Here is a 14,008-nt window from a genome sequence, read left to right on the forward strand (position 1 = left end):
CCATAGTCCGGGCTAATGCACCCGATCCAGCAGTGTCTCGGTCGGGTTGGCGCAGTACAGCACCTCGACCCGATGCGGGTTGCCGTCGTCGAGCAAGACGATGTCGTGGCCGTCCAGTCGCACGCCGTCCAGGTGCACCGAGCCGACCCCGCTGGTCGTCTGGAGCACCTCGATGTGATAGCGGCTGCCGCCCAGTTGATAGTCGAGGCTGAAGCCCGGCCAGTCCGCCGGCAGCACCGGCTGCATGCGCAGACTATTGCCGTGGCGCTGCACGCCGAGCAGCGACTCGACGACCAGCCGGTACATCCAGCCCGCCGCACCGGTGTACCAGCTCCAGCCGCCGCGCCCGGCATGTGGCGCTACGCCATAGACATCGGCGGCCAGCACATAGGGCTCGGCCTTGTAGCGGGCGATGCCGGCCGCGCTCTCGCCATGGCTGACCGGGTTGAGCATGCGCAGCAGCTGCCAGGCGCGCCGACTGTCGCCCAGCGCGGCGAAGGCCATACTCGCCCACACGGCGGCATGGGTGTATTGCCCGCCGTTCTCGCGCACGCCCGGCACATAACCCTTGATGTAGCCGGGGTCGAGCAGGCCTTTGTCGAAGGGCGGATCGAGTAGTTGCAGCAGGCCGACATCGCGACGCAGCAAGTGCTGCTCGAGGGCGTTCATGGCGCTGAGCTGGTGCGCGTGGCTGGCGGCGCCGGAGAGCACCGCCCAGCTCTGGGCGATGGCGTCGATGCGGCATTCGTCGTTGCTCGCTGAGCCCAGCGGCGTGCCGTCGTCGAAGTAGGCGCGGCGGTACCAGGCGCCGTCCCAGCCGTGCAGGTCGAGGTTGCTGCGCAGGCTGGCCGCCTGTTGCAGGCAGTGTCGGGAGAAGTCGCCATCGCCCTGCTGGCGGGCGATGACGGCGAACTGGCTGAACACCTCATGGCTGAAGAAGCCCAGCCACACGCTTTCGCCGTGGCCCTGCTCGCCGACCCGGTTCATCCCGTCGTTCCAGTCGCCGGAGCCGATCAGCGGCAGGCCGTGGGCGCCGCGCGGCAGGCTGTAGTCGAGTGCACGCTGGCAGTGCTGGTAGAGGCTTTCCACCAGCGGCGAGCGACTGGGCAGATCGTAATAGGACTCTTCGCCAGGGTTGCGCGGCCGGCCTTCGAGGTAGCCGACCGGCTCGTCCAGCACGCTGCGATCGCCAGTCAGCTGCACATAGCGGCTGGTGGCCAGCGGCAGCCACAGGTAGTCGTCCGAGCAGCCAGTGCGCACGCCTCGATCCAGTGGCGGATGCCACCAGTGCTGCACATCGCCCTCGACGAACTGGTGCGCGGCGCACAGCAGCAGATGACGGCGTGCCGCCGCGGGGTCGGCATGCAGCATGGCCATGCTGTCCTGCAGCTGGTCGCGGAAACCGTAGGCGCCACCGGACTGGTAGAAACCGCTGCGGGCCCAGAAGCGGCAGGCGATCACCTGGTACATCAGCCAGCCGTTGACCAGCACATCGATGGCTGGCTCCGGGGTACTGATCTGCACCGCACCGAGGGTCGTGCGCCAGTAAGCCTGCACCGTCGCCAGTTGCGCAGCCGCCGCGCTGCTGCCACGCAGGCGCTGGAGCAGGCGGCTGGCGGAGGCAGCGTTGTGTTCCGCGCCGAGGCGGAAGATCAGTTCATGGCTGTCGCCGTCGGCCAGCTCGAAACCGACCTGGATCGCCGCGCAAGGGTCGAGACCGCTGCCGGTGCGCCCGGACAGGCGCACCTGGGCCAGCGCCGCCGGTGCCTGCAGGTTGCCGTTGCGGCCGATGAACTCGCTGCGGTCGGCGGTGACGCTGCGCACCGGCGCATCCACATCGAAGAACGCCACCCGCTCGGGGAACTCGATGGAGTAGGCGTTGCGGGCGAGCAGCGCACCACTCTGCGGATCGGCCTCGCTGACCACATGCATGGCGGTTTTCTGCCGCAGGTCGCCGAGCACCCAGGCCACATAGCCGGTGGCCGACAGCCGCCGCGCACGGCCCGAATGGTTACTCACCTTGAGCCGGGAGAACTTGACCGGCGCGTCCAGCGCCACGTACACCCACAGCTCGCTGAGGATGCCGTCCTCGTCGTGCTCGAAGACGCTGTAGCCGAAGCCGTGCCGCGTCACGTAGCCACCGCTGCCGGGGCGCGGCAATGGGGTGGGCGACCAGTAATGGCCGCTTTCCTCGTCGCGCAGGTACAGCGCCTCGTCGCTGGCATAGCCGACCGGGTCGTTGTGCCAGGGCGTCAGGCGGAACTCGTGGGCATTCTCGCTCCAGGTGTAGGAACCGCCGCTTTCCGACAGCACTGTGCCGAACTGCGGATTGGCCAGCACGTTGACCCAGGGGGCCGGGGTGCTCTGGCCTGGCGCCAGGCTGATCACGTATTCGCGGCCATCGGCACTGAAGGCGCCGGGCACCTTGCCCGGCGCGGGCGCCAGCGGCGGCAGGCTGCTCGGCGGCGAGCGCAGCAGGCGCGGCTCGAAACGCGGCAAGGGCGCCTCCGCCCGGCGGCGATGGACCTGCTCGGCCAGGCCGCCGCGACTGTCGCTGAGCACCAGGCGCGCCACCGCCAGCATCAGCAGGCGGTCTTCACTGGACAGCTGCTGCGCCGGGCGCACAAAGATGCCGCCAGGGCGGTCGAGCAGGTGGGCTTCGCTGCTCGAGGTGACGATGGCCAGGATCAGGTCCTGCAGGTGCTGGCGGTAACCGGCCTGGTCTTCGTTCCAGATCACCAGGTCCACCACCAGGCCTTTCTGCCGCCAGTAGGCGTGGGCCTGCACCAGCTGGCGCACCAGCTCGATATTGCCGGGGTCGGCGATCTGCAGCAGGACGATCGGCAGGTCGCCGGAAATCGCCTGGCCCCACAGGCCCGACTGGCTGCGCCGGTTGGCGCTGAGCACGCCGGCCTCGGCGCGCAGCGAGGCGTTGACGTAGAGAATCGCCGCGGCCATCTGCTCGAACAGGCGGGCGTCGGCCGGCGTTGCATTGAGCTGGCGCAGCAGTACTTGGCTGTGGGTCCAGGCCAGGTCGAACACGCGGTCGGCCAGGTGACGGTCGCGGTACTTGTCGATCAGCTGCAGACAGGCCTCGCGGCTCTGGCTGAGGCCGGTGACCAGGTCGATGGTGGCGGTCTGCCCCGGATCCAGGCTGAAGCGGCAGCGGATCGCCACGATCGGGTCGAGCACCGAGCCGCAGCTGCCGCTGAGCGCGCCGCAGCTGGGGTCGAGCGCCGCCGGGTTGGCCACGCTGCGGCCACGGCCGAGAAAACGCACGCGCTCGGTCTCGTAGGAAATCGCCTCGATATCCGCGCCGTGGGCGGCCAGCAGGTGGCACATCCAGGGCACGCTTTCCTCGCTGGCGCGCGGCCGCCGGGTGCAGATAATGGCCTGCAGCGCGGGCAGCAGCTCGCTCTGCACGAACAGGTTGCTGAAGGCCGGGTGCAGGGCATCGCTGATCGGCGTGGCCAGCACCACTTCGGCGTAACTGGTCAGCTCGATGGTGCGGCGCACGCGGCCGCGGTTGGTGATGTGCAAGCGGCGCAGCTCGATGTCGTCTTCCGGCGAGACGACGATCTCGCTGTGGCAGTCGTAGCCGCGCTCGCGCACGCGGAACTCGGCGCGGGCATCGGTGAAGATCGCCTCGTAGCTCTCGGTGCGCTGCAGCGTCGGCTGGTGCGCGCTGGACCAGTAGGCGCCGCTGGCGACATCGCGCAGGTAGCAGAACTGGCCCCAGTTGTCGCAGGTGATGTCCTCCTGCCAGCGGGTCACGGCCAGCTCGTTGCAACGGCTGTAGCCGCCCCCGGCGCTGCTCAGCATGACGTGGTAGCGGCCGTTGGACAGCAGCTGCACGGCGGGGCGTTTGCGCTCCGGGTCGGTGTACACGCGCAGCTTGGTTTCGCTGACCCGTGCCGCCGTGTCGGCGACCGAGGCATTGGCCGCGTGCAGGTACTGCGCGGCGCTTTTCGGCACGCGCTCCTGCAGCAGCAAGGCGGTGGCCTGGAACTGCGGGTCTGACTCGAAGCGCCGCTGCATCGGGCGCTCCAGCAGCAGGGCGGTCAACGCCAGCAGGCTCATGCCCTGATGGTGGGCCATGAACGAACGGACCACCGCCGCGCTCTGTCCACGGGGCAGGCGGCTGCTGGTGAAGTCGATTGCTTCATGCAGACCGAAACGCCCGGCCAGGCCCATGCCGGCCAGACGCTGGAGGTTCTTGCAGGCGGCGTCCGGCACCAGCAGCAGGGCCAGGGCCGTGGCGTAGGGCGCCACCACGCTGTCTTCGCCAAGACCGCGCTTGAGCCCCAGGCCGGGCACACCGAAGGCGCGGTACTGGTAATTGCCCTGGGCGTCCTGGGTGTTGTAGCCCGACTCGGACACGCCCCAGGGCAGGCCGAGCTGGTTGCCGTATTCGATCTGCCGGGCCACTGCGGCGCGGCAGGTCTGTTCCAGCAGGGTGCCGGCGTAGCTGGGCATCACCAGCAGCGGCATCAGGTATTCGAACATCGAACCGGACCAGGACAGCAGCACCGGCACCCCGGCGTTGCTGGTGAGCAGCCGGCCGAGGGTGAACCAGCCTTCCTGGGGCAACTGGCCCTGGGCGATCACCACGAAGTTGGTCAGCCGCGCCTCGGAGGCCAGCAGGTCGTAGCAGGCTTCGTCCAGGCGCTGCTCGTCGGCGTTGTAGCCGATGGCGAAGAGGTCGCGCTGCGGGTCGTAGAGGAAGCTGAAGTCCATGTCGGCCAGGTCCTCGACCAGTTCGGCCAGGCGCGTCAGCTGGGCCAGGCGTGCGCCGGCGGCATCGCGCACGGCGCTGACCCGGGCCTGGGCGGCGAGCGGCCATTGGCCCGGCTCCAGCTCGGCCAGCTGGCGCCAGCTGCTGATCGGTGCGGGGCTGCTGCTGGCGGGCAGCTGGCAGGTCAGCAACTCGCGCAGCAGGTCCTGACAGTGTGCCTGCAGGGCGCTCAGCCAGAACTGCGCATCGCTGGCCGCGGGCAGGCTGAGGGCGGCGTTCAGGGCGTCGGCTTGCCGGCTGAGGCGTTGCAGGCGCAGCAGGGCGGCGTCGATGCTGCTCGGTGCTGCCGCCAGGGCGGCATCCAGTTCGCTCTGCATGGTGTGCAGTGGCGCGGTTTCCAGTGTCGCGGCGGCCAGGGCGTCGTGCAGGGCGGCCAGGCTGTCGGCCAGGCCGTCGAACTGGCGCGGCTGCAGCAGCGGCGCATCGGCCAGGGCCAGCAGGCCGGGACGCAGGGTCAGCAGCAGCCCGGCCAGGTTGCCGCTGTCCACGGTGGAGATGTAGTGCGGCGGCAGCGGCTGCAGGCTCTGCGTGTCGTACCAGTTGAAGAAGTGCCGGCGATGGCGCTGCAGGCGGGCCATGCTGGTCAGCGACTGGTCGAGGCGTTCCAGCAGGCGGCCGCTGCTGAGGTAGCCGAAGTCGTGGGCCGCCAGGTGCGAGAGCAGGGCCATGCCCATGTTGGTCGGCGAGGTGCGGTGGGCGACCACCAGATTGGGGGCTTGCTGGATATTGTCCGGCGGCAGCCAGTTGTCCGCCGGGCCGACATGCTCGTCGAAGAATGCCCAGGTCTGGCGCGCCAGTACGCGCAGGAAGCGCAGCTCCTCGGCAGTCGGGGTGAACGGGCGCTGCGTGGTCGCCCGGCTCAGCCACCAGGCAATCCCCGGCGCGGCCAGCCAGGCCAGCAGGAAGGGCCCGGCCAGGCCCAGCAGCGCCGGCTGCACCAGCAGCAGGCCCGCGCCGACCAGCACGGCCAGCAGCGGCGCGACGGCCATCTGGCGATACAACCCCGGCAGTTCGTTGCGGCTGCTGCGCTCGACTTCCCGCGAGGGGTTCCACTGCAGCAGGCGGCGCTTGCTGACCAGCATGCGCCACAGCGTGCGGGCGATGGCGTCGAGGCTGCACAGTGCCTCGTAGGGCAGCCAGACCAGCGCCAGCAGGGCGCGGGCCAGGTGCAGGCCGGTGCTGCGCAGGGTGGCGCTGAGGTGCTGGTGCAGGGGCATGTCGTGGGTTTTGCGCAGCAGCTCCTGGAGCGAGGCGAGCAGCGGCTGGGTCAGCACCAGGGCCAGCACCGCCAGGGTCCAGGGCAGCGGCTCGGCCACCGCGAACCAGCCCCACAGCAGCATCGTCAGAAAGGCCAGCGGTTCCAGGCTGCGGCGCAGGTTGTCGAAGATCTTCCAGCGCGCCAGGGCGCTCAGGCGGTTGCGCTCGCGCGCGCCGCAGGCGGTCGGCGTCCACGGCAGCAGCCACGGCAGCAACTGCCAGTCGCCGCGAATCCAGCGATGGCGGCGCTTGGCATCGGCGCTGTAGCGCGCCGGGTGTTCCTCGTACAGCTGCACGTCGCTGAGCAGACCGCAGCGCGCGTAGCAGCCCTCGATCAAGTCATGGCTGAGGATGCGGTTGTCCGGCAGGCAGTCGCTGAGGGCATGCTCGAAGGCATCCACGGCGTAGATGCCCTTGCCGATGAACGAGCCGTGCTGGAACAGGTCCTGGTACACGTCGGATACGGCGCGGGTGTAGGGATCGATCCCGGCGTCGCTGCCGAACAGCTGGGCGTAGGCCGAGCGCGCGCTGCTCGGCAGGCTGATGCCGACCCGCGGCTGGAGGATCGCGTAGCCGGCGCTGATGCGCCGTTGCAGCGGGTCGTACTGCGCGCGGTTGAGTGGGTGGGCCATGGCACCGATGAACTGGCGGGCGACATCGCGCGGCAGCTGGGTGTCGGTGTCCAGGGTGATTACATAGGTCACCGGCGGCAGTGCCGTGATCGCGCCGACGATCAGGCTGAAGCGCTCCTGGCCGCGACCGCGCAGCAGCGCATTGAGTTCGGCGATCTTGCCGCGCTTGCGTTCATGGCCCATCCAGCGCTGCTCGGCGGGGTTCCAGCGGCGTGGCCGGTGCAGCAGGAAGAAGCGCTCGCAGTCGCCGCAGGGGTATTTGCGGTTCAGCGCCTCGACCAGCTGGCGGGCCAGTTGCAACAGCTCGGCGTCCTGCGGCAGTTCGGCGCTGGCGGCGTCGAGAAAGTCGGTGAGCAGGGCGAAGTGCAGGTTGTCGTCGCGGTTGGCGAGGAAGCGCACTTCCAGGCCTTCGACCAGTTCCTCGATATCGCGGGTGCTGCCGATCAGGCTGGGCACCACCACCAGGGTGCCGGCCTGGGCCGGGATGCTGTCGCTGTAGTCCAGGCGCGGCAGGATTTCCGGGCTAACGGTCAGGGTCACCAGCCAGTTGACCAGGCCGATGGCCAGGCGACTGCTGATGACTAGAGTGGGAAGGGCGAGCAGCGCCAGCAGATAGCCCGGCGCGCCGCCGGGTTGCAGCAACGCGAGAAAAGGCCAGGCGAACAGCAGGGTGAGCAGCAGCACCGGGCCGAGGAACATCGTCAGCGGGGCGCGGCGCAGCAGGCGCTGCCAGGCTTCACTCAGCGGCACTTGGGCGGTGAGGCGGCGTTCCAGCTCGGCGCGGCCCTGGCCGATCAGGTAGTAGCCGACATGCGCAGTGACGAGCGTGGCATCACCTGTGGCCGCGCCAACCGCCAGGGCAATGGCGGCGTGCGCCACGTCTTCCTCGCTGTGTGGGCAGTTCCGCGCCAGGCGCTCGACGGCATGGCGGTAGTGGTCGCGGGTGGCGAAGTCCATCTGCACGTAGACCTGCGCCGGGTCTTCGCGTAGCAGCTGTTCGACGCGGCTGAGGCTCTCGACGAAGCTCTTCCAGTCGCTGGCCGTGAGCAGGCGCAGGCTGGCGATGCTGTTGCTGATGGAGACCTGTTCGGCGGCCTGCTGCTGGGCATCCAGTTGCACCAGACGCTCGATGCTCAGCCCGGACTCGCCGAGCAGCTGTTCGATCCAGGTCAGCGGCAGGATCAGCGCCGCGTTCTGCCCCTGCAGGCGGCGCGCCAGCTCGGCGACGAACGAGCTGCTCATCGGCGGTGCGGAACGGGCCATGTCGGCCACCGCGAGGACGATGCTCTTGGCATCGCGCTCGGCGGTTTCGGTGAGCTGGTCGGCCCACTCGTTGGCCAGGGTGCGGTCGTTCCAGTTGGCCATGACGCGCGCGGCGACGCGGCGCAGGTTCTCGATCAGCGCCAGGCGCAGCATGATCGGGATCGCCCACAGCTCGCCGAGGGTCAGTGGCATGCAGCTCTGGTAGGCCTCGACGAAGCGGCTCAGGCTCTCGCAGTCGACCCGTCCGTCGCCATGGGAAATGGTATCCAGGGCGATGTCGTAGACCCGCGGCAAGCCGGCCGAGGGGCCGTTGGCCAGGCGCGGCAGTTCGCGGCAGTAACCCTTGGGCAGGTGCTTCTGCGCGGTGCGGATCTGTTCCTCGATCAGGTAGAAGTTGTCCAGCAGCCATTCCGCCGCCGGCGTGGCCCGGCGCACGGCCGGCGCCACGCTGCTCAGGGTGGCGCAACTGCTGGCCAGGGTGGCGCTGTTGTCGGCCAGGCGCTGCAGCAGCGAGTCACTGGCCGAACCGGGGCTCAGGCGATGCTGACGGGCCAGGTGGATGCCGTGGCTGGCCATCTGTTCGGCGCTGAACAGTTCAGCGCGCAGGACCGGCTCATACTCGAATTGCGGCGGCGGTTTGCGCCATAGGCGGCTCAGGGTGCGGGTCCATTGACTGTCCATGGTGTCCTTGGCGGGGCGCGACGACGGCCTGCGGCAGACGCAGGCGGCGGCGACGCGGGGGAAGACGCCAGCGCTGGGGCTGGCACGGCGTTGCTCTGGTGAGTGTGCGCGGCGCGGCGGGGGCTGGTCTGTCCGTTGGCGCACATAGCGCGGGCGGGTGCGACGCTGTGTCCCCCTGCGCTGGGCGCTCAGCCCGCTAGAATGCGCCGACCTAAACGGATGTCGTCCTTGAACCCACTCAGCCGCAGTTTCCGCGATTGGCTCTACGCCTTTGCCCTGGTGGGCATGCTGCTGCGCGTGAGCATGCCGCTGTGGGCCATGCCGCTGATGAGTGCCGATGGCTTCATGCTGCTGTGTACTTCACAGGGTGTGCAGTGGCAGCTAAGCGAGCAGGGCGACGACAGCTCCGCCAGCCAGCAATTGCCCTGCATGCAGTGCGGCGCGCACTTGGCCAGCCTGCAATCCTTCCCCTTCAGCCCACCGCCTCCCGAGGTGGCTCCTTCACCACAGCGTCCGCGCTTCGCCGAACTGCTGGCGCTCAGCCCGCCGTTCTTGGTGGCGCCGCCTGGACGGGCGCCACCAGCGTTTTCCTGAAACCGCCATCACTCGCCCTCCCATCGAGGGTTTAGCGCTGCCCAAATTTTCAGGAAACACCATGACCGCATCCGTATTCTCGCCGGCGCGCGCCGGCCGTCTGCCGTTCGTCCTTTCCGCACTGACCCTGGCCATGGCCGCCCCGGTGCTGGCCGAAGAAATCGCCAATAACGAATTGGCGCCCACCGTGATCACTGCCGTGCAACAAAGCTCGCCGCTGACCGTGATCGCCAATCCCAAGGATGCCCGCCAGCCGGTGCCTGCCAGCGATGCCACTGACTACCTGAAGACCATTCCCGGCTTCTCCGCCATTCGCAGCGGCGGCACCAATGGCGACACGGTGCTGCGCGGCATGTTCGGCTCGCGCATCAACCTGCGCGCCAATGGCGGCCTGATGCTCGGCGCCTGCCCCTACCGCATGGACGCACCGAGCTCGTACATCTCGCCGGAAACCTACGACCAGCTGACCGTGATCAAGGGCCCGCAGACCGTGCTCTGGGGGCCGGGCGCCTCGGCCGGTACCGTGCTCTTCGAGCGTGAACCGGAGCGCTTCGGCGAGCTTGGCAGCCGCCTGAATGCCAGCCTGCTGGCCGGCTCCAACGGCCGTTTCGACCAGGTGCTGGATGGTGCCGTCGGCAGTGAGCAGGGCTACCTGCGGTTTGTCGGCAACCAGGCGCAGTCCGACGACTACGAGGATGGCGACGGTGACACGGTGCCGTCGCGCTGGAAGAAGTGGAACGGCGATCTGGCCATCGGCTGGACCCCGGACGCCGACACACTGATCGAGTTCACCGCCGGCAAGGGCGACGGCGAGTCCCGTTACGCCGGGCGCAGCATGGACGGCGCGCAGTTCGAGCGCGAGAGCCTCGGCCTGCGCTTCGAGAAGAGCAACCTCGGCGGTGTGCTGGATAAGGTCGAGGCGCAGGTCTACTACAACTACGCCGACCACATCATGGATAACTTCAGCCTGCGCGATCCCGATCCGAGCAGCATGATGCCCATGCCAATGGCCTCGCAGGTCGACCGCCGTACCCTCGGCGGGCGCTTCGCTGCGACCTTCAAGTGGACCGACGTGGAACTGGTCAGCGGTGTCGACGCCCTGCGCAGCGAGCATCGCTGGCGCAATTCCGATTACGACATGATGAGCGATTCCTACAGCGACACCGACCAGTTCGCCTGGGACAAGGATGCCGTCAGCCACAACTACGGCGCCTTCGCCGAAGCCACCTGGTATGCCGCAGAGCGCAATCGCGTGGTCGCGGGTGCGCGCCTGGATCGGGCCACTACCAAGGATTACCGCGCCAGCGCCTGGAGCGGCATGATGCAGGTGGCCAACCCGACCGAAGGCGATACCCGCGCCGACACCCTGCCCAGCGGCTTCGCCCGCTACGAATATGACTTGGCCGACTCGCCGACCACCCTGTACGCCGGTATCGGCCATGTGCAGCGCTTCCCCGACTACTGGGAGCTGTTCTCGGCCAGCAGCGGCCCGAGCGACGCGGACAACGCCTTCGCTGGGATCAAACCGGAGAAGACCACCCAGCTCGACTTCGGCGTGCAGTACGCCAGCGCTGACCTGCAGGCCTGGGCTTCCGGTTATGTCGGCCAGGTACGCGACTACATCCTGTTCAGCTACAGCACCGACATGATGGGCATGAGCAGCTCCCAGGCCGACAACATCGATGCACGCATCATGGGCGGCGAACTGGGCGTGGCCTACAACCTCACCGACAACTGGAAGACCGATGCCACCCTGGCCTATGCCTGGGGCAAGAACAGCAGCGACGGCGAAGCGTTACCGCAAATGCCGCCGCTGGAAACCCGCCTGGGCCTGAGCTACGAGCGCGATGCCTGGAGCGCCGGCGCCCTGTGGCGCGTGGTCGCCGCGCAAAACCGTGTGGACGCAGGCAAGGGTAACGTGGTCGGCCAGGATTTCGGCAGCAGCGCCGGTTTCGCCGTGTTCTCGCTCAACGGTGCCTACCGCGTCAGCGACAACCTCAAGCTCAGCGCCGGCGTGGATAACCTGTTCGACAAGGACTACGCCGAGCACCTCAACCTGGCCGGCGACGCCGGTTTCGGCTACCCGGCCGAGCCGGTGGCCATCGACGAGCCGGGACGTACCTTGTGGACCAAGGTGGATGTGAGCTTCTGATCGCGTTTGGCTGAAAAACAGAGCCCGCCGAATGGCGGGCTTTTTTTGTTGGGGTCGCGCAGCTAAGCGCGGGCGCCTGGGGTGCCGCGCGCGTTCTTCTTCTGCAGGATCAGCGATGCTTCGTTGTAGGCCTGCTGGAAGGCGTCACCGCCGATCCACGCCACGGCCGTGTCTTCGTCTTCATCGTGGAAGAGCGCGCGATAGGTGATCAGCAGGCCCATCATGAAGTCGGTGGCCGCGTCTTCCGCTTCCTCCGCGACCACCAGCTCCAGCACCGGGTATTGCAGGAGCGTTGCGGGTCCAGCCCCATGGGGTGCTCTTGAGAGCCGTACTTTGCTGTGCTCACCCAGCCGGAATCCAACGCCGAAGTACGTGGAAACAACGCGGTAGACGGAAAAGCGGATGCCCAACGAGTCGGAGTTGGCGCTGAACCGCAGTAAATCGTGGCCCCATCTTCCCCATTCATGCCCCGGCTGCACCGGGACTTGACTCTGTCCCGCGGGACAGACTTTATCGTTGCGCCGTCGATTCATAGCTAAGTCAGATAAAGACAAGGAAGTACGATGAGTAACTTGTGTTTGGTAACCGGCGCTAACGGGCATCTCGGCAACACGCTGGTGAGAGCGTTGCTTGAGCGAGGCGAAAGGGTACGGGCCGGCGTGCGCGATCTCGACAACCACGTACCGTTCGCGGGGCTGTCCTGCGAACTCGTGTATGCAGAGCTGCAGGACAAGGCAGCCATGCTCCAGGCACTGGAGGGCGTGGACGTGCTGTATCAGGTCGCCGCCGTGTTCAAGCACTGGGCGAAGGACCCGCAGGCAGAAATCATCGATCCGAATGTCAACGGTACCCGCATCCTCATGGAGGCGGCGGCGGAGGCCGGCGTCAAACGGATTGTCTACGTCAGTTCGGTCGCCGCGGTCGGCCAGAACGGGCTGCCGTTGACCGAAGACGACTGGAGCGCCGAAGAGCACAACGCCTACTTCAAGTCCAAGATTCTTGCCGAACGAGCCGCCTGGCATGCAGCGCAAACCCATGGCCTGTGGATGGTCTCGGTGCTGCCATCCGCCATGATCGGCCCTAACGCACTGCGCCTCACCGACACGATGAACTTCCTCGCGTCAGTGCAGAAGCGCGAGGTGCCCCTCGATCCAAACTTCCACTTCAATTTCGTCGACGTGCGCGACGTGGCGCAGGGCATGATTCAGGCGGCGGCAAAGGGGCGTCCGGGTCATCGCTACATCCTGGCCAATGAGCGTTCGTCGCCGCTGGCTTCGCTCGTCGCCGCCGCCAACACGGTCACGCCCGGCTATCGTCTACCTCCCCAGGCCCCCAAGTGGTTGCTGCTCTGCGTGGCATGGCTGAAAGAGCGCGTGGCCCACATCACCGGTACGCCCGCCAATTTGCTCGTCAGCCAGGTGCGGATGTTCTACGGCATCAAGCAGGAATACAGCATTGCCAAAGCACGGGCCGAGCTGGGCTATCAGCCGAAACCTCCGGAGGAGGCGCTAAGAATGGCCTTTGCGTATCTGAGTGTAAGGCAGGCTCGAGCTTAGGTAGCGCAAGCCGGTTGTGGGGGCTGGGCGAATAGCACATTGATGTCGCGCTTCAACTCGATGAGTCGCCCATCCAGCGCTTTGAGCGCTTCAATCTGCGCCTGCACTTGCAGGCGCTTTGCTTCAATACCTGCATTCGCAAGTTCGAGCGGAAAGCGATTCTGCCGGTTCTTTTCCTCGGTCACCGTACCCAGCTCCGACAGCTTGAACCCTGCAGACTGTGCCACGCGGATGATCCGCACGATGTCGACATGGTGCGGCGTATAGAAACGGTACGTGCCCCGGCGGCTCGGTTCGGGCAGCAAGCCGAGACTTTCGTACAAACGAATGGCCTTCGGTGTACAGCCCGTCAGCGCGGCAATTCTTCCGATGTACATGCCTTTCCTGCTCCCTGAGTTGCCGCCAAAGCGCCCGATTGTAGGCGCTCCCCATTGGGCTGGCCACCTGATCCCATATGGCAAAACCGTGCGCCAAGGTGGCGGTGAGTTTTTCTAGGTGCGAGCTCTGCTCGCGCAGCTCCAGGGGATACCGGTTCGCGAGCAGAGCTCGCTCCTACAGATTTCCCGCAGCGCCGCGTGCGTTCTTCTTCTGCAGGATCAGCGACGCTTCGTTGTAGGCATTCTGGAAGGCATCGCCGCCGATCCACGCCACGGCCGTGTCTTCGTCTTCATCGTGGAAGAGCGCGCGGTAGGTGATCAGCAGGCCCATCATGAAGTCGGTGGCCGCGTCTTCCGCTTCCTCCGCAACCACCAGCTCCAGCACCGGGTATTGCAGGAACACCAGACACATCGCCAGCAGACTGATGCCTTCGCCGGCTTTCATCGCCTCGAACAGATCGTCGAAGTCGGCCGGGTCGAAACCGTTCTCTTCGATGTCTTGGAAGTCGAAGGTGCTCAGGTCGATTGCCACATCATCGAACGGCTCGTTGATCAGTGGGTTGGCCAGTAGCGGATGGACGACATTGACCTTGGCCTTGCCCGCACGGTTCTGCTTGGCCTTGGCTTTGGCCCGCTGGGCACGTTTTTGCTGTTTATCCGGGGAGGCCATGGCGGCGAGTTCCTTGTGCGATGCAGCCATC

6 protein-coding genes and 1 pseudogene are annotated in these 14,008 nt (G+C 67.2%); 3 read left to right on the forward strand and 4 right to left on the reverse strand.

Features of this window, described 5'->3' with window-relative positions:
* Positions 1-12: 12 nt before the first annotated feature.
* Positions 13-8,628 carry a glycoside hydrolase family 94 protein gene (locus tag HNE05_RS02815; RefSeq protein ID WP_173203117.1) on the reverse strand — a complete coding sequence of 2,872 codons (8,616 nt, stop codon included), beginning with the start codon at positions 8,626-8,628 and terminating at the stop codon, positions 13-15.
* Between the two features lie 228 nt (positions 8,629-8,856).
* Here HNE05_RS02815 and HNE05_RS02820 point away from each other — a divergent pair, with 228 nt between their 5' ends.
* Together HNE05_RS02820 and HNE05_RS02825 are read left to right on the forward strand one after the other, a co-directional pair.
* Complete coding sequence (locus HNE05_RS02820; RefSeq protein WP_173203119.1) at positions 8,857-9,222, forward strand: hypothetical protein; 366 nt, start codon at positions 8,857-8,859, stop codon at positions 9,220-9,222.
* Positions 9,223-9,283: 61 nt separating this feature from the next.
* Positions 9,284-11,374, forward strand: a complete 2,091-nt coding sequence (locus tag HNE05_RS02825; protein ID WP_173203121.1) for a TonB-dependent copper receptor — start codon at positions 9,284-9,286, stop codon at positions 11,372-11,374.
* A gap of 62 nt (positions 11,375-11,436) precedes the next feature.
* Here HNE05_RS02825 and HNE05_RS02830 read toward each other — a convergent pair.
* A pseudogene (locus tag HNE05_RS02830) lies at positions 11,437-11,661 on the reverse strand (hypothetical protein); the annotation flags it as partial.
* 276 nt (positions 11,662-11,937) lie between these two features.
* Here HNE05_RS02830 and HNE05_RS02835 point away from each other — a divergent pair.
* Positions 11,938-12,930 (forward strand): NAD-dependent epimerase/dehydratase family protein, encoded by a 993-nt coding sequence (locus HNE05_RS02835; protein ID WP_173203123.1) that lies wholly within the window; start codon positions 11,938-11,940, stop codon positions 12,928-12,930.
* Here the strand turns inward: HNE05_RS02835 and HNE05_RS02840 are convergent.
* Both HNE05_RS02840 and HNE05_RS02845 read right to left on the reverse strand, forming a co-directional pair.
* Positions 12,927-13,307: a MerR family transcriptional regulator gene (locus tag HNE05_RS02840; RefSeq protein ID WP_173203125.1), complete on the reverse strand. Its 381-nt coding sequence runs from the start codon at positions 13,305-13,307 to the stop codon at positions 12,927-12,929. The two genes, HNE05_RS02835 and HNE05_RS02840, sit on opposite strands and share 4 nt — an antisense overlap.
* 175 nt (positions 13,308-13,482) lie before the next feature.
* Positions 13,483-13,977, reverse strand: a complete 495-nt coding sequence (locus tag HNE05_RS02845) for a hypothetical protein (protein ID WP_173203127.1) — start codon at positions 13,975-13,977, stop codon at positions 13,483-13,485.
* Positions 13,978-14,008: the final 31 nt, after the last annotated feature.

The organism is Pseudomonas campi (assembly GCF_013200955.2).
Lineage (GTDB): Bacteria > Pseudomonadota > Gammaproteobacteria > Pseudomonadales > Pseudomonadaceae > Aquipseudomonas > Aquipseudomonas campi.